18 protein-coding genes are annotated in these 18272 nt (G+C 66.5%); 11 read left to right on the top strand and 7 right to left on the bottom strand.

The window, feature by feature from the left end:
- Positions 1 to 9 precede the first annotated feature (9 nt).
- Positions 10 to 1050: a TRAP transporter substrate-binding protein gene (locus AABA51_RS08560; RefSeq protein WP_338271341.1), complete on the bottom strand. Its 1041-nt coding sequence runs from the start codon at positions 1048 to 1050 to the stop codon at positions 10 to 12.
- A 169-nt stretch (positions 1051 to 1219) separates the two neighbouring features.
- Here AABA51_RS08560 and AABA51_RS08555 point away from each other — a divergent pair, with 169 nt between their 5' ends.
- Positions 1220 to 1414 carry a hypothetical protein gene (locus AABA51_RS08555; RefSeq protein ID WP_338271340.1) on the top strand — a complete coding sequence of 65 codons (195 nt, stop codon included), beginning with the start codon at positions 1220 to 1222 and terminating at the stop codon, positions 1412 to 1414.
- A gap of 105 nt (positions 1415 to 1519) precedes the next feature.
- Here AABA51_RS08555 and iolG read toward each other — a convergent pair whose 3' ends face one another.
- The 5 genes from iolG to iolD are packed head-to-tail and all read right to left on the bottom strand — an operon-like array spanning position 1520 to position 7044.
- Positions 1520 to 2512 (bottom strand): inositol 2-dehydrogenase, encoded by a 993-nt coding sequence (iolG, locus tag AABA51_RS08550; RefSeq protein ID WP_338271339.1) that lies wholly within the window; start codon positions 2510 to 2512, stop codon positions 1520 to 1522.
- 1 nt (position 2513) lies between these two features.
- Entirely contained in the window at positions 2514 to 3353 is an 840-nt protein-coding gene (locus AABA51_RS08545; RefSeq protein WP_338271338.1) for a class II fructose-bisphosphate aldolase, read from the bottom strand.
- Positions 3350 to 4189, bottom strand: coding sequence for a 5-deoxy-glucuronate isomerase (locus AABA51_RS08540; RefSeq protein ID WP_338271337.1), 840 nt, complete (start codon positions 4187 to 4189; stop codon positions 3350 to 3352). The genes AABA51_RS08545 and AABA51_RS08540 overlap by 4 nt, the downstream gene beginning before the upstream one ends.
- An 11-nt stretch (positions 4190 to 4200) precedes the next feature.
- The gene (iolC, locus tag AABA51_RS08535) at positions 4201 to 5169 is read right to left on the bottom strand and encodes a 5-dehydro-2-deoxygluconokinase (RefSeq protein WP_338271336.1); all 969 of its coding nucleotides are present in this window, start codon (positions 5167 to 5169) and stop codon (positions 4201 to 4203) included.
- Positions 5170 to 5172: 3 nt separating this feature from the next.
- Positions 5173 to 7044, bottom strand: coding sequence for a 3D-(3,5/4)-trihydroxycyclohexane-1,2-dione acylhydrolase (decyclizing) (gene iolD, locus AABA51_RS08530; protein ID WP_338271335.1), 1872 nt, complete (start codon positions 7042 to 7044; stop codon positions 5173 to 5175).
- Positions 7045 to 7159: 115 nt separating this feature from the next.
- On the opposite strand from iolD, the gene AABA51_RS08525 reads away from it, so the two are divergent.
- The 3 genes from AABA51_RS08525 to AABA51_RS08515 are packed head-to-tail and all read left to right on the top strand — an operon-like array spanning position 7160 to position 10314.
- Positions 7160 to 8263 carry a Gfo/Idh/MocA family protein gene (locus AABA51_RS08525; RefSeq protein ID WP_338271334.1) on the top strand — a complete coding sequence of 368 codons (1104 nt, stop codon included), beginning with the start codon at positions 7160 to 7162 and terminating at the stop codon, positions 8261 to 8263.
- 14 nt (positions 8264 to 8277) lie between these two features.
- Entirely contained in the window at positions 8278 to 9168 is an 891-nt protein-coding gene (locus AABA51_RS08520; protein ID WP_338271333.1) for a sugar phosphate isomerase/epimerase family protein, read from the top strand.
- 12 nt (positions 9169 to 9180) lie between these two features.
- Positions 9181 to 10314: a Gfo/Idh/MocA family protein gene (locus AABA51_RS08515; protein ID WP_338271332.1), complete on the top strand. Its 1134-nt coding sequence runs from the start codon at positions 9181 to 9183 to the stop codon at positions 10312 to 10314.
- Positions 10315 to 10402: 88 nt separating this feature from the next.
- Here the strand turns inward: AABA51_RS08515 and AABA51_RS08510 are convergent, their stop codons facing one another.
- Complete coding sequence (locus tag AABA51_RS08510; protein ID WP_338271331.1) at positions 10403 to 11401, bottom strand: LacI family DNA-binding transcriptional regulator; 999 nt, start codon at positions 11399 to 11401, stop codon at positions 10403 to 10405.
- A gap of 177 nt (positions 11402 to 11578) precedes the next feature.
- Here AABA51_RS08510 and AABA51_RS08505 point away from each other — a divergent pair, with 177 nt between their 5' ends.
- The 7 genes from AABA51_RS08505 to AABA51_RS08475 all read left to right on the top strand — a co-directional run bounded on the left by AABA51_RS08505 (position 11579) and on the right by AABA51_RS08475 (position 18270).
- Positions 11579 to 12520, top strand: coding sequence for a sugar ABC transporter substrate-binding protein (locus tag AABA51_RS08505; protein ID WP_338271330.1), 942 nt, complete (start codon positions 11579 to 11581; stop codon positions 12518 to 12520).
- Positions 12521 to 12587: 67 nt separating this feature from the next.
- The gene (locus AABA51_RS08500) at positions 12588 to 13703 is read left to right on the top strand and encodes an ABC transporter permease (RefSeq protein ID WP_338271329.1); all 1116 of its coding nucleotides are present in this window, start codon (positions 12588 to 12590) and stop codon (positions 13701 to 13703) included.
- A complete protein-coding gene (locus AABA51_RS08495; RefSeq protein WP_338271328.1) occupies positions 13703 to 14494 on the top strand; it encodes an ATP-binding cassette domain-containing protein in 792 nt (263 codons plus the stop codon). The genes AABA51_RS08500 and AABA51_RS08495 overlap by 1 nt, the downstream gene beginning before the upstream one ends.
- 1 nt (position 14495) lies before the next feature.
- Positions 14496 to 15662: a phytanoyl-CoA dioxygenase family protein gene (locus AABA51_RS08490; protein ID WP_338271327.1), complete on the top strand. Its 1167-nt coding sequence runs from the start codon at positions 14496 to 14498 to the stop codon at positions 15660 to 15662.
- The gene (iolB, locus tag AABA51_RS08485; protein WP_338271326.1) at positions 15662 to 16456 is read left to right on the top strand and encodes a 5-deoxy-glucuronate isomerase; all 795 of its coding nucleotides are present in this window, start codon (positions 15662 to 15664) and stop codon (positions 16454 to 16456) included. The genes AABA51_RS08490 and iolB overlap by 1 nt, the downstream gene beginning before the upstream one ends.
- A 60-nt stretch (positions 16457 to 16516) precedes the next feature.
- Positions 16517 to 17269, top strand: coding sequence for a 5-oxoprolinase subunit B family protein (locus AABA51_RS08480; protein ID WP_338271325.1), 753 nt, complete (start codon positions 16517 to 16519; stop codon positions 17267 to 17269).
- Positions 17266 to 18270, top strand: coding sequence for a biotin-dependent carboxyltransferase family protein (locus AABA51_RS08475; protein ID WP_338271324.1), 1005 nt, complete (start codon positions 17266 to 17268; stop codon positions 18268 to 18270). The genes AABA51_RS08480 and AABA51_RS08475 overlap by 4 nt, the downstream gene beginning before the upstream one ends.
- Positions 18271 to 18272: the final 2 nt, after the last annotated feature.

The following is an 18272-nucleotide window of genomic DNA, read 5'->3' as shown; positions in this document are numbered from 1 at the left end:
CTTTGGCGATCAATTGCCCGAGTTCTCGGCGATCAGCGCGCGGGCCCGCTCGATCAGGGCCGCGCCGTCGATGCCTGCAGCCCCCACTTCGGCGATCCAGGCCTCGATCGTCGGTTCGGCGGCGGCGCGCCATTCGGCGACCTGTTCGGGTGTCAGCGTGATGATGGTGTTGCCGCGATCCTCGGCCATTTCGCGGCCGGGGGTGTCGTAATCCTGCTGGACGCGGCCCGCCATGGCGGAGAATTCGAGGCCGGAATTGGCGTCGATGATGGCGCGCAGATCCTCGGGCATGGCGGCGTAGCTGTCGGGGTTCATCGCCAGAACGAAGGTCGCGGTATAGAGCGATTCATCGCCGAATTCGGTGTGGTTCTCGACCAGTTCGGCGATGCGCAGCGCGGTCGTGACCTCCCACGGAATCACGGTCGCGTCGATCACGCCCTGGCTCAGCGCCTCGGGGACGGCGGGGACGGGCATGCCGACGGCGGTGGCCCCGAGTGCCGAGAACATCATGTTCGTCGTGCGGGTGGGCGCGCGCAGGGTGACGCCCGCCAGGTCGCCGACGGAGGTGATGGGGGTGGAGGAATGGATCACGCCCGGCCCATGCACCCAGAGGCCCAGCACATGCACATCGGCGAAATCGGCGTCCATCATGGTTTCTTCGGCCAGCTGCCAATAGGCGCGGCTTGCGGCCTCGGCATTGCCGCCGGCCATCATGAAGGGCAGTTCGAAGACCTCGGTCCGGGGGAAGCGGCCCGGCGTGTAGCCCGGCAGCGTCCAGACGATGTCGACGGTGCCGTCGATGACCTGGTCGATCAGCTGCGGCGGGGCGCCACCGAGCTGCATGGAGGGAAAGCGCTGGATCTCGATCCGTCCGCCCGAGGCTTCTTCGATCGCATCGGCCCAGGGGTCGAGGATATTGGCGGGGACGGCGGCCTGCGCGGGCAGGAATTGATGCAGGCGCAGCGTCACCTCCTGCGCGGTGGCGGCAGAGGCAAGGCAGAGCGCAAGCGCGGTCGCGCCAAGCCCGAGGGCTGTTTTGCTGGTGGTCATGGTTCATCCTCCCTTTGGTGGATCGGTGGTCTTTCGCGCCGCCGATTCCCATCAAGAGGTATAGCACGCCGTCCCATGCGCCAAGACTGCGTGCAGCCTGCCCGCGCGTGGCTGGACGGGCCGGGAGCGCTCTGGCAAGGAGGGCGGGCCGGTTCCGGAGATATCGCCCATGCGCCTGCTCGATCCCGATCACCCGTTCTTTCGCCCCGCATGGCGGCGGGCGCTGATCGTGGCCGCGCCCTTTGGCTGGGCCGGGGTGGAATGGAGCCATGACAACCGGCTCTGGGCCTATGTCTTTGCCGCCATCGGGGGCTACCTGGCGTGGCAGTTGTTCCTCGTCTGGCGGCCCAAGGACGGCGACTAGAGCATGTCGCGCAAAAGTGGGAACCGGTTTTGCGCTCCCCGGACATGCGAAATCGAAAGGTTGGAGCGCGGTGCGTGACTGCAAATGAACGCGACGCGATCCAGGTCAGGGTCCGATCTCGACCGGTTGGCCGGTTTCGCGCGAAAGGGTTGCGGCATCGGCCAGCATCTGGGCGCGCAAGCCGTCATGGATGCCCGGTTCGGGGGCGGTGCCGGTGGTCACCGCATCGACAAAGGCGCGCATTTCGGCCAGATACGCCGCCTCGTAGCGTTCGAGGAAGAAATGCTGCGCGGGATCGCGGCGGAAGCCCTGGTCGGTGGCAAGCTCCACCGTGGTTTCGAGCTGGTTTTCGGCGCGCAGCATCCCCAATGCGCCATGCACCTCGATCCGCTGGTCATAGCCATAGGCGGCGCGCCGCGAATTGGAGATCTGGCAGATCCGGCCCGACGCGGTCGTCAGAAGCACGGCGGCGGTATCGACATCGCCCGCCTCGCCGATGGCGGGATCGACAAGCGCGCTGCCCATGGCGTGAAGGCGCACGAATTCCTCGCCCATGAGGAAGCGGGCCATGTCGAAATCATGGATCATCATGTCCCGGAACAGCCCGCCCGAGCGCGCGATATAGGAGACGGGCGGCGGCGCGGGATCGCGGGAGGTGATGAGGACCAGTTCGACCGCGCCGATGGCCCCTGCGCGCAGACGGGCGCGCAGGGCGGCGAAATTCGGGTCGAAGCGGCGGTTGAAGCCGGTCAGGAAGGGCACGCGGGCACGTTCCACCGCGTCGATGCAGCGGCGGATGTTGTCGACGGACATGTCGACGGGTTTCTCGCAGAAGATCGCCTTGCCCTGCGCGGCGGCCCCCATGATCTGGTCGAAATGGCTGTCGGTGGGCGTGCCGATGATGACGGCGTCGATGTCGGGTGCGGCAAGGATCGCGTCCACGCTGCGCACCTCGGCCCCGGTGGCGGCGGCAAGCGCGCTTGCGGCGGCGGGCAGGGCATCGGCGACGGCTGTCAGGGTCGCGCCCTCCAGCGACCTGATGGCGCGGGCATGGACCTGCCCGATGCGTCCGCAGCCCAAGATACCGATCCTCAGCATGTCATGCCTTTCCGCTTGCGTTGAGACCCCGGATGACCGCGCGTGCGGCCTCCATCACCGGGTCATGTGTGTCTTTCAGGATCGCCACCCGGTCAAAGCGCGCCGGGTCGGCGGCGATGGCACCCCGCAGCGCAGCCCCGAAGGCCATGCGCAATTCGGTGCCGATGTTGAATTTGCAGATGCGCGAGGTTTTCGCCAGATGCAGGCGTTGGGCGAGCGGCACGCCCGAGCCGCCGTGGATCACGAGAGGGACGGTCGTCGTCTCCTCGATCGCGCGCAGGCGCGTCTCGTCGAGGCCGCCCTCGTGGTCTTGTTGCAGATGCACGTTGCCGATGCTGATCGCCATGGCATCGACGCCCGTGTCGCGGGCAAAGATCGCGGCCTCGCCCGCGTCGGTGCCGGCGGAGGCATCGCCGCCCGCATAGCCGACAAAGCCGATCTCGCCCTCGCAGGAAATCCCCGCCGCATGGGCCAGTTCCGCCACGCGGGCGGTCTCTGCGATGTTTCGCGCGAGCGGGTGGCGGGAGCCGTCATACATGAGCGAGGTGAAGCCTGCATCGAGCGCCTGCCGGCATTCGTCGAGCGTATAGCCGTGGTCGAGGTGGATCACGACGGGGACATCGACGCTGTCTGCCAGATTGCGGAACATCGCGCCAAGGACGGGCAGGGGCGTATGGGCGCGGCAGCTTGGTCCGGCCTGCAAGATGACGGGGGCGCGTTCGGCCTGAGCCGCCATCGCATAGGCGCGCATGTCTTCCCAGCCGAGGCAGACGAGGCCCGGCACGGCATAGCCGCCCGCCAGCGCGGGGCCCAGCACCTGTGAGAGGGTCGCCAGCGTCATTTGAACTTGGCCACCATGTCCATGATGCCGGGGATCGTGTGCAGCTGGGCTGCGTGGGTCGGTTGGAAATATTGCTTGAGGCTGCGCTGGGACTGGCCGCCGAGGATGGTGAAATAATACATCTCGTAGCCCGGAAGCACGCAGCAGGGGTGATAGCCCTTGTCGATCAGGACGGTGGAGCCGTTGACGATGTGATAGGCATCGCCCGGTTCATTGTCGACGCGCTGCAGCATCTGGAGCCCCGAGCCGTAATCGGGCCGGAAGCGGAAGTTGTAGCATTCGTCGTGGCGCGTCTCGTCCGGAAGCCGGTCGGTATCATGCTTGTGCGAGGGAAAGCCAGACCAGCCGCCCGCGCCGACGGTGAAAAGTTCTGATACAAGAAGTCGCCCGACCCGGTCGTGATGCGCCGCACCCAGGATATGCTTGATCTTGCGGTGGGTTTTCGTGTCGTCCGAGCCGTATTGCACGAGGTCGAGATCGGCGCTGCGCACGGCGAAGGGTTTGAGGGTTTCGGCATATTTCGCGCCCGCGATGAAGACCTCGGTCCTCGTGCGGGCGGTGATGCGGGCGGACGTATCGGTGGGGATGTAGACGCCTTCGGGCTCTCCATCCCAGACATCCGTGCCGCGCTGGCCGATATCGGCATAGGTTTCGCCCGTGGTTTCCACGGTGATCGTGCCTGTGGCGGGCACGATGCAGGTCTCGTAGCCCGGCACGCGGTAGTCGAAGCTTTGGCCCGCATCGAGGTGGAGGATGTTGAAATAGACGTAAGGGACGAGGGGGTGATCCACGTCGACGATGGGCTGGTTGCGGTTGTCATGGGGGGCGATGTGCATCGGCGCTCCTGTCAGGCGGGGAGGGGCGCGGTCTGCGCGCGGAGGAAGTCGTCAAGCTCGGCCCGCGTGGGCATGGCCGGCGCGCAGCCGACGCGGGAGACGACCATGGCAGCGGCGGCGGAACCCTGCAGCACGGCGTCGCGGAGCGGCAGCCCTGCGGCGAGGCCCGAGACGAGCCCGCCCATGAAACTGTCGCCCGCGCCGGTCGGCTTCAGCGCGGCGGTCTGGTAGATGCCGGTGGTGATCTCGCCCGTGGGCGTGATGGTCACGGCCCCTTTCTCGCCCATCTTGTAGACGGCGAGCCGCGCGCCTTGGGCGACCAGATCGCGCGCCTTGGCAAGGCCGCGGTCGTAATCGCCCGCCATGAAGCCGAATTCCACGTCATTGCCCACGATCACGTCGCACAGCGCCCCGGCGCGGGAATAGACATCGGCGGCGACGTCAGCGGAGGGCCAGGAATAGGGGCGGTAGTCGATGTCGAAGATGAGCGGCAGACCGGCGGCGCGGGCAAGCTCGAAGGCGCGGAAGGCGGCGCTGCGCGAGGGTTCGGCGGCCAGCACCGTGCCCGTGGTGATCAGCGCGTCGTAGTGGGTGTAATCCACCGCCTCCACATCTTCCGTGGTCATCTCGAAATCGGCGGCCCCGTTGCGGTAGATGACCGATTGGTGATCCTCGATCCGGGTTTCGACGACGGCCAGCGAATTGCGCGCCTCGCCGCCGACAGGGCGGACATGGGCGCGGCCGATGCCGTAGCGGTCGAGCTCGTTCAGCGCAAAGCGCCCGATGGCATCATCCGAGACGCAGGTGACCAGATCGGCATGGCCGCCCAGTTTCACGATGGCCACCCCGATATTGGCCGATGATCCGCCAAGGCAGGCGAAGAAATGCGTGGCGTCCTCGGTCCTGGTGCCGGGCGGGTCGGGGTAGAAATCCATCCCCGCGCGTCCGATGATGAGAAAGCGGTTGCCCTTGAGCTGCATGGATCAGACCCCCCGGCGCTGGCGGGCGCGGCTGGCCTCGATCTCGGCGTGTTTGTCGCGGACGGACGCCGTGTCGGAGACTTGCGCTGTGCCCACCTCCCACCAGGTGTGGCCCTGGGTTGTCCAACCCTCGTAGGGGTCGACCTGCATGACGATCACCGTCGTCTTGTCAGCGGCTTTGGCGGATTTGAACGCCTCGGCCAGTTCGGCGGGATTGGCGACGGTCACCGCATCGGCCCCCATGGAGCGGGCATGGCTTTCGAAATCCACCAGGAACGGCTCGGGCACGGTGGGGCAATCGGCGATGAGGTTGTTGAAACTGTCCTGGCCGGTGTTGTTCTGAAGCTTGTTGATGACGGCGAAACCGCCATTGTCGAGCACGAGGATGATGAGCTTTTTCTTTGTCAGAACAGAGGAATAGATGTCGGAATTCATGAGGAGATACGAGCCGTCGCCGACGAAGACGATCGTGTCCTTGTCGGGCTCGGCCTCGGCCTGCGCGATGCGCGCGCCCCAGCCGCCCGCGATCTCGTAGCCCATGCACGAAAAGCCGAATTCCACGTCGACCGTGCCGATGTCGAGCGTGCGCCAATTGGCCGTGACCTCGGCGGGAAGGCCGCCAGCGGCGGTCACGATCCGGTCGCGCTTGTCGCAGAGCGCGTTCACCACGCCGATGGCCTGCGCATAGGAATTGGGTCGGTTGCCATGGGCCACGTTGCTGTCGACATAGGCGTCCCATTTGCGGCGTTCGGCCTGTGCATTGGCGGTCCAATCGGCGGGGGCCTGGTAGCCCGTCATGGCCGCGCCAAGGGCTGCGAGCCCCAGTTTCGCATCGCCCACCACCGGCAGCGACAGATGCTTGATCGCATCATGGCGCGCGGCGTTCAGGCCGATGAAGCGCGCATCCGGCGCAAAGGCCGTCCAGGAGCCGGTGGTGAAATCCTGCAGCCGCGTGCCCACGGCAAGGATCACATCGGCCCGTTCCGCGATGGCATTCGCGCTGTCCGACCCGGTGACGCCGATGGGCCCGATGTTGAGCGGATGGGTGGCGAGCAGGTTGGCGCGGCCCGCGATGGTTTCGACGACGGGGATGCCATGCGCCTCGGCCAAGGCGGTCAGTTCGGCGACGGCGCCCGAATATTGCACGCCGCCGCCCGCGATGATCATCGGGCGTTTGGCGCTTTGCAGGAGCGCTGCGGCATCGGCGATTTCGGCGGCATCGGGGGCCTGCCTGCGGATGCGGTGGGTGCGGGGGGCGAAAAACGCGACCGGGTAATCATAGGCCCAGCCCTGCACATCCTGGGGCAGGGCCAAAAAGGCCGGGCCGCAATCGGCGGGGTCGAGCATGGTGGCAAGCGCTGCGGGCAGGGTTTGGATGACCTGCGCGGGATGGGTGATGCGGTCCCAGTAGCGGCTGACCGATCTGAAGGCATCGTTCACGCCCAGCGTCGGATTGCCGAAATGTTCGAGCTGTTGCAGCACCGGATCGGGCAGGCGCGTCAGGAAGGTGTCGCCGCACAGCATCAGGAGCGGCAGGCGATTGGCATGGGCGAGTGCTGCCGCCGTCAAGAGGTTCGCCGTGCCCGGCCCGGCAGAGGCGGTGCAGAACATGAAGCGGCGGCGCAGGTGATATTTGGCGTAAGCGGCGGCGGCAAAGCCCATGCTTTGTTCGTTCTGCCCGCGATAGAGCGGCAGGGCGTCCTGCACGGGATAGAGCGCCTCGCCCAGGCAGGGGACATTGCCATGGCCGAAAATGCCGAAACCGCCGCCGCAGATGCGGGTTTCGACGCCGTCGATCACGATGAACTGGTTGAGCAGGTAGCGCGTGATCGCCTGTGCCGTGGTCAGGCGGATGGTCTGGCCTGCGGTGCTCATGTCTGTCTCTCCCCTCCGGCGCGGCGCTGTCCGGTTTGCCCGTTGCGTGCCGCGCCGACTCAGGATACGAATTTTGCAACCGGTTGCAACACGCGACTGTGGCAGGGAGGGGGACATGCCCGAGATCGGCATCGGCCTGATCGGCGGCGGCTACATGGGCAAGGCCCATGCCGTGGCCATGGCGTCGGTCGGCGCGGTGTTTGGCACGCCCCTGCGGCCCAGGCTGGAGATGATCGCGGGCGCGACACCCGAAAGCTCGGAACGCTATCGCGCGGCCTATGGGTTCGCGCGGGCGGCGCGCGATTGGCGCGAGGTGGTGGCGGATGAACGGGTGGGCGCGGTGGTGATCGCCTCGCCCCAGACCACGCATCGCGCGATCGCGGAGGCGGCGTTTGCGGCCAAGAAAGCGGTCTTTTGCGAAAAACCGCTCGGGGCGTCGCTTGCGGATGCGGAGGCGATGGTGGCGGCGGCCGAGGCCAGCGGGTTGCCCAACATGATCGGCTTCAACTACGTGCGCACGCCCGCGACGCAATTCGTGCGCCAGCTCTTGGCGGAGGGCGCCATCGGCGATGTGACGTGGTTTCGGGGCGAGCATACCGAGGATTTCCTGGCCGATCCCGAGGCGCCGCCGAACTGGCGCTGCTTTGGGCGGGCCAATGGCTGCATGGGCGATCTGTCGCCGCATATGGTCAATTGCGCGCTGGCGCTGATGGGGCCGATCACGGAGCTGTCGGCGCGGGTGGAGCGGGTTCATGCCACGCGCGGCGGTGAGCCGGTCGACAATGACGACCATGGGCAGATGATGGTCCGCTTTGCCGGCGGGGCGATGGGGCATCTTTATTTCAGCCGTGTCGCGACGGGGCGAAAGATGGGATATGCCTATGAAATTCATGGCACAAAGGGTTCCATCCGCTTTGATCAGGAAGATCAGAACGCCGTCCACCTGTTCCGCGCCGAGGGGCCGGAGGCCACGCGCGGGTTCACCCGTATCCTGACCGGACCCGCGCATCCCGATTACGGCGCCTTTTGCCAGGGGCCGGGGCATGGCACCGGATACCAGGACCAGATCATCATCGAGGCGCGCGATTTCCTGCAGGCTATCCACACGGGCCAGGCCGTCTGGCCGAGGTTCCGCGATGGCCTGGCGGTGGCGCGCGTCATCGACACAGCTTTCGCCGCGGCCGAGGATGGCCGCTGGCATTCCGTTCCCGCAGCCTGAAAGGTTCCGACCAGATGACGATCCGCATCGGCAATGCCCCCTGTTCCTGGGGCGTCGAATTCGCCAGTGACCCGCGCAATCCGCCGTGGCGGTCGGTGCTGAAGGATTGCGCCGATGCGGGCTATACGGGCATCGAGCTTGGCCCCGTGGGCTTCATGCCCGAGGATCCGGCGGTTCTGGCCGAGGCGCTGGACGACCATGGGCTGGCGTTGATCGGGGGCGTGGTGTTTCGGGCCTTTCATGATCCGGATCAATGGGATGACGTGCTCGACGGGGCGGTGCGCACCTGCAAGGCGCTGGTGGCGCATGGGGCGCAGCACCTGGTCCTGATCGACAGCATTTCAGCCCGCCGCGCCCCCACGGCGGGGCGCGCGGCGGATGCCGAGCAGATGGATGCCGCCGAATGGGCGGCGTTTCGTGACCGGATCGCCCATGTGGCGCGGATGGGGGCGGAGGAATACGGGTTAACGGTCGGTATTCACGCCCATGCCGCGGGGTTCATGGATTTCGAGCCGGAGCTGGAGAGGCTTCTGGACGAAATTCCTGAAGATATCCTGAAGATCTGTTTCGACACCGGGCATCATTCCTATGCGGGGTTTGACCCCGTGGCCTTCATGCGGAAGCATATCGGGCGGATTTCCTACATGCATTTCAAGGATATCGACCCGGTCGTGAAAGCGGATGCCATCGCGAAAAGCACCGGGTTCTACGAGGCCTGCGGACAGGGGATTTTCTGCAATCTGGGCCAGGGCGACGTGGATTTCCCTGCCGTGCGGCAAATCCTGCTCGACCACGGGTTCGAGGGCTGGTGCACGGTCGAACAGGATTGCGATCCGACGCTGGATGTCTCGCCCATCAAGGATGCGCGGGCGAACCGCGAATACCTGCAAAGCATCGGTTTCTGAAGGATTTAGGCGATGAAGCTCAACTGGGGCATGATCGGCGGCGGCGAAGGATCCCAGATCGGGCCGGCGCATCGCTTGGGTGCATTGGCGGATGGGAATTTTTCCTTTGCCGCCGGGGCTTTGGATGCCGATCCTGAGAAGGGGCGCGCCTATGCGCAGCGGCTTGGGGTGGCGGCGGACCGGGCCTATGGCGATTGGCGCGAGATGCTGGAGGGCGAGCGGAGCCGCGCGGACCGGGTCGATCTGGTGACGGTGGCCACGCCCAATTCCACGCATTTCGAGATCACCAAGGCCTTTCTCGAAGCGGGCTTTCACGTGCTGTGCGAAAAGCCCATGACCATGACGGTCGAAGAGGGCGAGGAGATCGTGCGCGTGGCGCGTGCGAGCGGGAAAATCTGCGCGGTGAATTACTGCTATTCCGCCTATCCGATGGTGCGCGAGATGCGCCAGATGGTGGCCACGGGACAGATCGGACAGGTGCGTCTGGTCGTCACGAATTTCAGCCATGGGCATCACGGAAATGCCCTTGATGCCGACAATCCGCGCGTGCGCTGGCGCTATGATCCGGCCATGGCGGGCGTGTCGGGACAATTCGCCGATTGCGGCATCCATGCGCTGCATATGGCGAGTTTTGTCGTTGGCGATCAGGTAGATAGGGTGTCCGCCGATTTCGCGTCGACGATCCCGTCGCGCGTGCTGGAAGATGATGCGATGGTCAATTTCCGCATGTCGGGCGGCACCGTCGGGCGGCTTTGGACATCCTCCGTCGCCATCGGGCGGCAGCATGGGTTCGACATCCAGGTCTTTGGCGAAACGGGCGGGATGCGGTGGGCGTCGGAGCAGCCCAACCAAGTCTATTACACGCCCGTGGGCGGCCGCACGCAGATCATGGAAAAGGGCGAAAGCGGGCTGTCGGACGAGGCGGCGCGGCTGTCCCGCGTGGCCATTGCCCATCCCGAAGGCTTTCCGCTGGCCGTGGCCAATATCTATGTCGATCTGGCCGCCGCGATCCGGGGCGAGAAGCGCGACGGTCTGCCCATGGCGGAGGATGGGTTGCGGTCGATGGCGGCGGTTCATGCGGCCGTCGCCTCGGCCAAGGACGGGGGGGCTTGGGTCGATGCAAGGCCGCCGATGTTCCGGTCTTGATCCTGTAGGGATGCTGTCGTGATCGCGTCGTTTTCCCGTCGTTACCGAAACCGGCACGCAATGCGCCTGTAACGCGCGGGTTTGTGCGTCACTGCACCGGGCGCAGCGTGCCCCGTTCGATGACGCGGCAGGGGAAGAGCCGCGTTTCGGGGTGGCGGTCGGGCTGTTCGATGGTGGCGATGACAAGATCGATCGAGGCGCCGATGATTTCGGGGATCGGTTGGCGGATCGTGGTCAGGTCGATGTTCTGCCAGCGCGCCATGTCCATGTCGTTGAGACCGATGATCCCGACATCCCCGGGGCATTTGAGGCCCGCCTCGGCAATGGCCGAGAGCGCGCCGATGGAGAGAACATCGTCACCGCAGAAATAGGCCTGCGCGGGGTCTTCCATCAGGAGGCGGGTCATCTCGACCCGGCCCGCGTCGAAGGAATAGGCGCGGGCATAGCTGGTGCTGACGGCAATCTCGGGATGTTCGGCGAGCTTGGCGAAAAAACCGCGCGCGCGGTCCTGCGTCGAGGTGGCGGTTTCCGGCCCGCCCATGAAGGCCACGCGGGTGTAGCCGCGCGCGATCAGCGTCTCGGCGGCCATGCGGCCACAGGCGATGTTGTCGATGCCCACGACATGGACATGGGGTGAGGTCGTGTAGCGGCCGAAGGAATGGACGACGGGCAGGCCCGCATCCCGGAAGGCTTCGGCGAAGCTGGGCGGCAGGGTCGAGGAGGCGACGATCACCCCGTCGACCGAATATTGCCGCAGCATCCGCAGCGAATTGGCGGGATCGGTTTCATGGCTGAGATTGACCAGAAGCGGGCGCAGGCCACGATCCTGCAGCCCGCGCGTGAAGAGGTCGAAGACCTCGAGAAACAGCGGGTTGTGGAAGTTGTTGGAGATGAGCCCGATCAGTTTCGTGCGGCCCGTGGTCAGCGAGGAGGCCAGCGCATTGGGGCTATAGCCCAGATCGCGCGCGGCTTTTTCCACCTTGGCCCGTGTCTTGGCCGAGACCGAGGCGCCTTGGGTGAAGGTGCGCGAGACCGCCGAGCGGGAGACGCCCGCGCGTTCCGCCACATCCTTGAGGGTTGCTGCCATGTGCATCGTCCGTGTGATCGCGCATCCTGTTTATACGGTCGGTGCCGCCCGGCAAGTCTGCGTGAGGGCAAGCATTTTTGCAACCGGTTGCAAAACGTCCGATTCGGGGCTAGGGTTTCTCGAGGGCGCGACGGGAGAGGACCCGCCGAGACCCCGAGACATGTTTGGGAGGACATCATGAAGACGATCCTGAAGACGATGGCGGCCACCGCCGTCGCCGCCGCGACGCTGGCGGGTGCGGCACAGGCCGATGGCGAACGCTATGTGCTGGTCAGCCATGCGCCCGACAGCGACAGCTGGTGGAACACGATCAAGAACGGTCTGGCGCTGGCGGGCGAGCAGATGGGCGTGACGGTGGAATACCGCAACCCGCCCACCGGCGACCTGGCCGATATGGCGCGCATCATCGAACAGGCGGCGGCAAGCGGCCCCGATGGCATCATCACGACGCTGGCCGACCCCAATGTCCTGTCCGGGCCGATCCGGGCCGCCGTGGACAGCGGGATCGATGTCATCATCATCAATTCGGGCACGCCGGAACAGGCGCGCGAGGTCGGCGCGCTGATGTATGTGGGCCAGCCGGAATATGACGCGGGCTATGCCGCCGGTCTGCGCGCGGCGGGCGATGGCGTGGGCAGCTTCCTGTGCGTGAACCACTACATCTCGAGCCCGTCCTCGACCGAGCGCTGCCAGGGCTTTGCCGATGGTCTGGGCGTGGATCTGGGCAACCAGATGATCGACAGCGGTCAGGACCCGGCGGAAATCCAGAACCGCGTGATGGCCTATCTCAATGCCAATCCCGACACCGATGCGGTCCTGACGCTGGGGCCGACCAGTGCCGATCCCACGATCCTGGCGCTGGAGCAGATGGGCCTGGCGGGCGACATCTATTTCGGCACCTTCGACCTGGGCGAGAACATCGTGCAGGGCCTCCGGGATGGTGTGATCCAGTGGGGCATCGATCAGCAGCCCTATCTTCAGGCCTATCTGCCGGTCATCGTGATGACCAACTACCACCGCTTTGGCGTGCTGCCGGGCAACAACATCAACTCGGGCCCCGGTTTCGTGACCGCCGACGGGCTGGAGATGGTGGAACAGTTCGCGGGCGAATACCGCTGAACCTGTGACAGGGGGCGGGGCCGCGCGCGGTGCCCGCCCTTTTCATGACCAGATGGAGGGGTGAGGGATGTCGGATGCCACGAGCCGCATCGACGAACGCGTCAAGGAGACATCGCGGCTGCGCCGGGCGCTGATCCGGCCCGAGCTGGGGGCCATCGTCGGCACCATCGCGGTCTTCGTCTTTTTCATCGTCTTTGCGGGCGACAGCGGGATGTTCAACGCGCAGGGCGTGCTGAACTGGTCGACCGTGTCGGCGCAATTCGTGATCATCGCGGTGGGCGCCTGCATGCTGATGATCGCGGGCGAATTCGACCTGTCGGTGGGCTCGATGATCGGGTTCGCGGGCATGTCCATCGCCATCATGTCGGTGACGCTGGGCTGGCCGGTCTGGATCGCGATCCTGCTGACCTTCGCGCTTTGCGTTGCCATCGGCGCGGTCAACGGCTGGATCGTGGTGCGCACGGGCCTGCCGAGTTTCATCGTGACGCTGGCCTTTCTGTTCATCCTGCGCGGCTTCACCATCTTTTTCCCGCAGCTGATCGAGCGGCAGACGATCATCGGCGGCATCGACCGCGCGGCGGAGGGCGATTGGCTGGCCCCGATCTTCGGCGGCAAGGTGTTCGGCTTCGTCTTTGACTGGCTGGCTTCCGTGGGCGCGATCGACGTGTTCGAGCGCGGCACGCGGGCGGGCGAGCCCATCGTGGACGGCATCCCGATGCTGATCATCTGGGCGCTGGCGCTGGTGGCTGTCGCCCATGTGATCCTGACGCGGACGCAATTCGGCAACTGGGTGTTCGCGGCGGGAGGCGATGCGCAGGCCGCGCGCTACGTGGGCGTGCCGGTGAACCGGGTGAAGATCCTGATGTTCATGTTCACGGCTTTCTGCGCCTGTGTCTTTGCCACCTGCCAGGTGATGGAATTCGGATCGGCGGGGGCGGACCGGGGTCTGCTCAAGGAATTCGAGGCGATCATCGCGGTCGTCATCGGGGGCGCGCTTTTGACGGGCGGCTATGGCTCGGTCATCGGGGCGGCACTTGGGGCGCTGATATTCGGCGTGGTGCAGCAGGGCCTGTTCTTTGCCGGCGTGGAATCGAGCCTGTTCCGGGTGTTTCTGGGGGTGATCCTGCTATTCGCGGTGATCCTGAACACCTACATCCGCCGCATCATCACGGGGGAACGCTGATGTCGTCCTTTGATCACAATCCCATCGTGGAAATGAAGGATATCGAGAAGCATTTCGGCCCGGTCATCGCGTTGAACGGGGTCAGTTTCGATGTGCGGCCCGGGGAATGCCATTGCCTGCTGGGCGACAATGGCGCCGGCAAATCGACCTTCATCAAGACCATGTCGGGGGTGCACAAGCCCACGCGGGGCGAGATCCTGTTCGAAGGCAAGCGGATGGATTTCGCCAGCCCCCGCGATGCGATGGAGGCGGGGATCGCCACGGTCTACCAGGACCTTGCCATGATCCCGCTGATGAGCGTCACGCGGAATTTCTGGATGGGGCGGGAACCGGTGCGCCGGGTCGGGCCGCTCAAGTTCATGGATTTCAAGACCGCCAACGAGGTGACGATGGAGGAGATGCGCAAGATGGGCATCAACCTGCGCTCACCCGATCAGGCGGTGGGCACGCTGTCGGGCGGCGAGCGGCAGACGGTGGCCATTGCGCGCGCGGTCTATTTCGGGGCCAAGGTGCTGATCCTGGACGAGCCGACATCGGCCCTGGGGGTCAGGCAGACGGCCAATGTGCTGGCGACCATCGACAAGGTGCGCAAGACGGGGATCGGCATCGTCTTCATCACCCATAACGTGCGCCATGCGATGGCGGTGGGCGACCGGTTCACGGTGCTGAACCGGGGCAAGACGCTGGGCACGGCGCAAAGGGGCCAGATCACGCCCGGCGAATTGCAGGATCTGATGGCAGGCGGTCAGGACATGGTCGAGCTGGAGGGCTCGCTCGGGGGGACGGTCTGAGATGCGGGATGCGGGCTATTTCGATGCCGAGAGCGGCGATCTGGCGGAACTGGCCGCGCTGACCGGGCGGCGGCTGGAGCGGGCAGAGGTGCCGCTGGCCGCCGAGGTGGCGCGCAATGTGCCGATCTACGACATGGGCGCGCGGCGCGTTGACCTGGAGGATGCGGGGGCGCGGCGCGACCTGATGGCGGAATGGGCCTGGGTTCTGGGGCAGGGGCCGGGGGTTCTGGTCCTGAAACGCGCCTATGCCGATACCGCGCCGATTGACCGGGCGACGGCGGTTTACGAGGCGATCATCGCCAAGGAAAAAGCCGCCGGTGGCGGCGGGGCGGATCATTTCGCCGCCGCCGGGGCCAATGACCGGATCTGGAACAGCTTGCAAAAGCTCTGTGTCGAGGATGCGGAGACCTTTGCCCTCTATTTCGGGAACCCGGTGATCGACGCGGTCTGCGAGGCCTGGCTGGGGCCGTTTCACCAGATGACGGCGCAGGTCAACCTCGTGCGGCCGGGTGGCAAGGCACAGGCCGCGCATCGGGATTTCCACCTGGGGTTCCAGACGGCGGAGGTGGCGGCGCGGTTCCCGGCCCATGTGCATGCGCTGTCGGCGGTGATGACGCTGCAGGGCGCGATTGCGCATTGCGACATGCCGCTGGAGAGCGGGCCGACGATGCTGTTGCCGTTCTCGCAACTGGTTCCGGGCGGCTACATGGCCTATCGGCGGGCGGAAGTGGCGGAATATTTCCGCGCCCATGCCGTGCAGCTGCCGCTGGAAAAGGGCGATGCGCTGTTTTTCAATCCCGCGCTCTACCATGCGGCGGGGGACAATGTCTCGCGCGATATCAACCGGATGGCGAACCTTGTTCAGGTGAGTTCCGCCTTTGGGCGGGCGATGGAGGCGGTGGACCGCATGGCCATGTGCCGCGCGCTGTATCCCGCGCTTACGCGGCTCAAGGCCGAGGGGCGGCTGGATGCGGCGGGGATTGCGGCAGCCATCGGGGCGGCGGCGGAGGGTTATGCCTTTCCCACCAATCTCGACACCGACCCGCCTGTGGGGGGGCTTGCCCCCGAAACGCAGGCGGCGCTGATGGCGCGCGCGCTGGAGGAGGGATGGGCGGCGGAGGCCTTCGAGGACGCCCTTCGGGCCCATGCGGCCAAGCGGAGACCGTGATGGCGGATTTGTTGCGCAGGCCCATGGGGCAATCGGGGCAGGTTCATGCGATCACGCCCGAGGCGGCGGGATGGGAGTATGTCGGGTTCGATCTGTGGCGGCTTGCACCGGGCGAGGTCGCGCAGGGGCGGCTGGAGGGGCGGGAGGCGATCCTCGTGCTGGTCGAGGGGCGCGCCAGCGTGACGGCGGCGGGCGTCGATTTCGGCGAGATGGGGGAGCGGTTGAGCGTCTTCGAGCGCATTCCCCCGCATGCGCTTTACGCCCCACCGGGCAGCGCGTGGCGGGCCGTGGCCACGACCGATTGCGTTCTGGCACTCTGCACCGCGCCCAGCCCCGGCGGGCGGCCCGCGCAAAGGCTAGGCCCCGTGGGCATCGCGTTGGAGGATCGGGGGGAGGGGACCAACCTGCGCCATATCCACAATATCGCGATGGAGGGCCGCGATGTGGCCGACAGGCTGCTGGTGACGGAGGTCTATACGCCGGGCGGGCATTGGTCCTCCTACCCGCCGCATCGCCATGACGTGGATGATTTCCCGAACATCACCTACCTCGAAGAGACCTATTACCATCGGTTGAACCCGGCGCAGGGCTTCGGCATCCAGCGGGTGTTCACCGATGATCTGAGCCTCGATCAGACCATGGCTGTGGCCGATCACGACGTGGTCCTGGTGCCACGGGGGCATCACCCCTGTGCCGCGCCGCATGGGATCGAGATGTATTACCTGAACGTCATGGCGGGACCGCGGCGGAACTGGCGGTTCGCGCTGCATCCCGATTTCGGCTTTCTGGGCTGAGGGGGCGGCTTCTGCCCCTGTTCCTTGGCGGATGGCTGCGATAGCCTGTGCGCCGAGGATATGGGACAGGCATCACGACATTCCGGCGCGGGCATTCCGCGCATCGATTGGCTGGGGCTCGACGGGCTGCTGGTGCGGTTCGGCGATGCCTTGAGCGAGCCTGCGAACCGGGCGGCGCTGGCGCTGCGCCATGCGATCTTGCGCGAGGATTGGCCGGGGGTGGAGGAGGTGACGGGGGCCCTGGTCTCGACCTATCTGCGGTTCGATGCGCTTCACGTCGATGCGGACGCGCTGAGGGCGCGGTTGGAGGATCTGGTCGCAAGCCGGGATTGGAGCGGGGAGCCGCTGCCGGGGGGGCGAAGGATCTGGCGGGTGCCTGCGGTGTTCGGTGGGGACTTGTCGCCGCAACTGGCGGAGGCGGCGGCGCTGGCGGGGGTGAGCCCCGAGCAGGCCGTTTCCGAGATCGCGGGAAAGCGGCTCCGCGTCCAGACAATCGGGTTTGCGCCGGGGCAACCCTACTTGGGGGAATTGCCTGCGCATTGGGACATCCCGCGCCAGACTGAGCTGACGCCGCGTGCCGAGGTTGGGGCGCTGGTGGTGGCGATCCGGCAGTTGACGCTGTTTTCGACGGCCGCGCCCACGGGCTGGCGGCAGGTGGCGCGCACGGCGCTGCGCCCGTTTCAGCCGGACCGTGCGGAGCCTTTCGTATTGCGACCGGGTGACGAGGTGGTGTTCGAGCCGGTGGACCGCGAGGTGTTCGAGCGGTTGCAAGGCGATCCGCAGGGCGGCGCGGTGGCGGAGGTTTTGCCATGAGCCGGGCCTTGGTGGTCAGGCGGGCGGGGCCTGCGATGAGCCTGCAAGACCCCGGGCGACCGGGGCTTTTGGGGCAGGGGTTGTCGCGGGGCGGGGCGGCTGATGCCCGCGCGCTGGCCGAGGGGGCGGCGCTCTTGGGGCAGGGCGGCGATCTGGCTGCCATCGAGATGGCGGGGATGGGCGGTGCGTTCGAGGCGGTGGGCGATCTGCGGATCGCGCTGACCGGCGCGCCGATGCGGGCGAGCCTGGAGGGTGCGCCCCTGGCATGGGGGGCCACGCATCTGGTGCGGGCGGGCCAGGTGCTGGAGATCGGACCGGTTCTTTCCGGGGTCTATGGCTATCTGCATGTGGGCGGCGGGTTTGACGGGCCAGAGGTTCTGGGGGCGCGGGGCGCGCATCTGTCCGCCGGGATCGGGCGGGTTCTGGCCACGGGCGACAGGCTCTCTGCAGGCGTTGATCCTGGGGGCGAGGTGGGGCTGTGCCTGCCGCCCGAGGATCGGTTCGCCGGTGGCGTGCTGCGCGCGGTCCATGGGCCGCAGACGGCGATGTTTTCGCCCGAGGATCTGGAACGGTTCGAGGCGACAAGGTTTGCGCGCGATGCGCGGGGCAACCGGATGGGCCTGCGCCTGGTCCCCGATGGGGCGGGGTTCCAGAGCCGGGCGGGTCTGTCCATCGTGTCGGAAATCGTGGTGCCGGGCGATATCCAGATCACCGGCGACGGGGTGCCGATGGTGTTGCTGACGGAATGCCAGACCACGGGCGGTTACCCGAGGATCGGAACGATCCTGCCTTGCGATCTGGCGCGCGCGGCGCAGGCGCCTGCGGGGGCGGAGATGCGCATCCGCTTTGTCGACCGGGCGGAGGCCTTGGCTGTGGAACGCAAGGCGGCAGAGGCGTTGCGCGCGCTGCCCGGACGGATCACGCGGCTGGTGCGCGATCCCTGGGACATGCGCGATCTGTTATCCTATCAACTTATCAGCGGCGTCACGGCGGGGGAGTGAAG

Source organism: Roseicyclus marinus (genome assembly GCF_036322625.1).
Classification (GTDB): Bacteria; Pseudomonadota; Alphaproteobacteria; order Rhodobacterales; family Rhodobacteraceae; genus Roseicyclus; species Roseicyclus marinus_A.
This window is presented reverse-complemented; position numbering and strand designations above follow the sequence as displayed.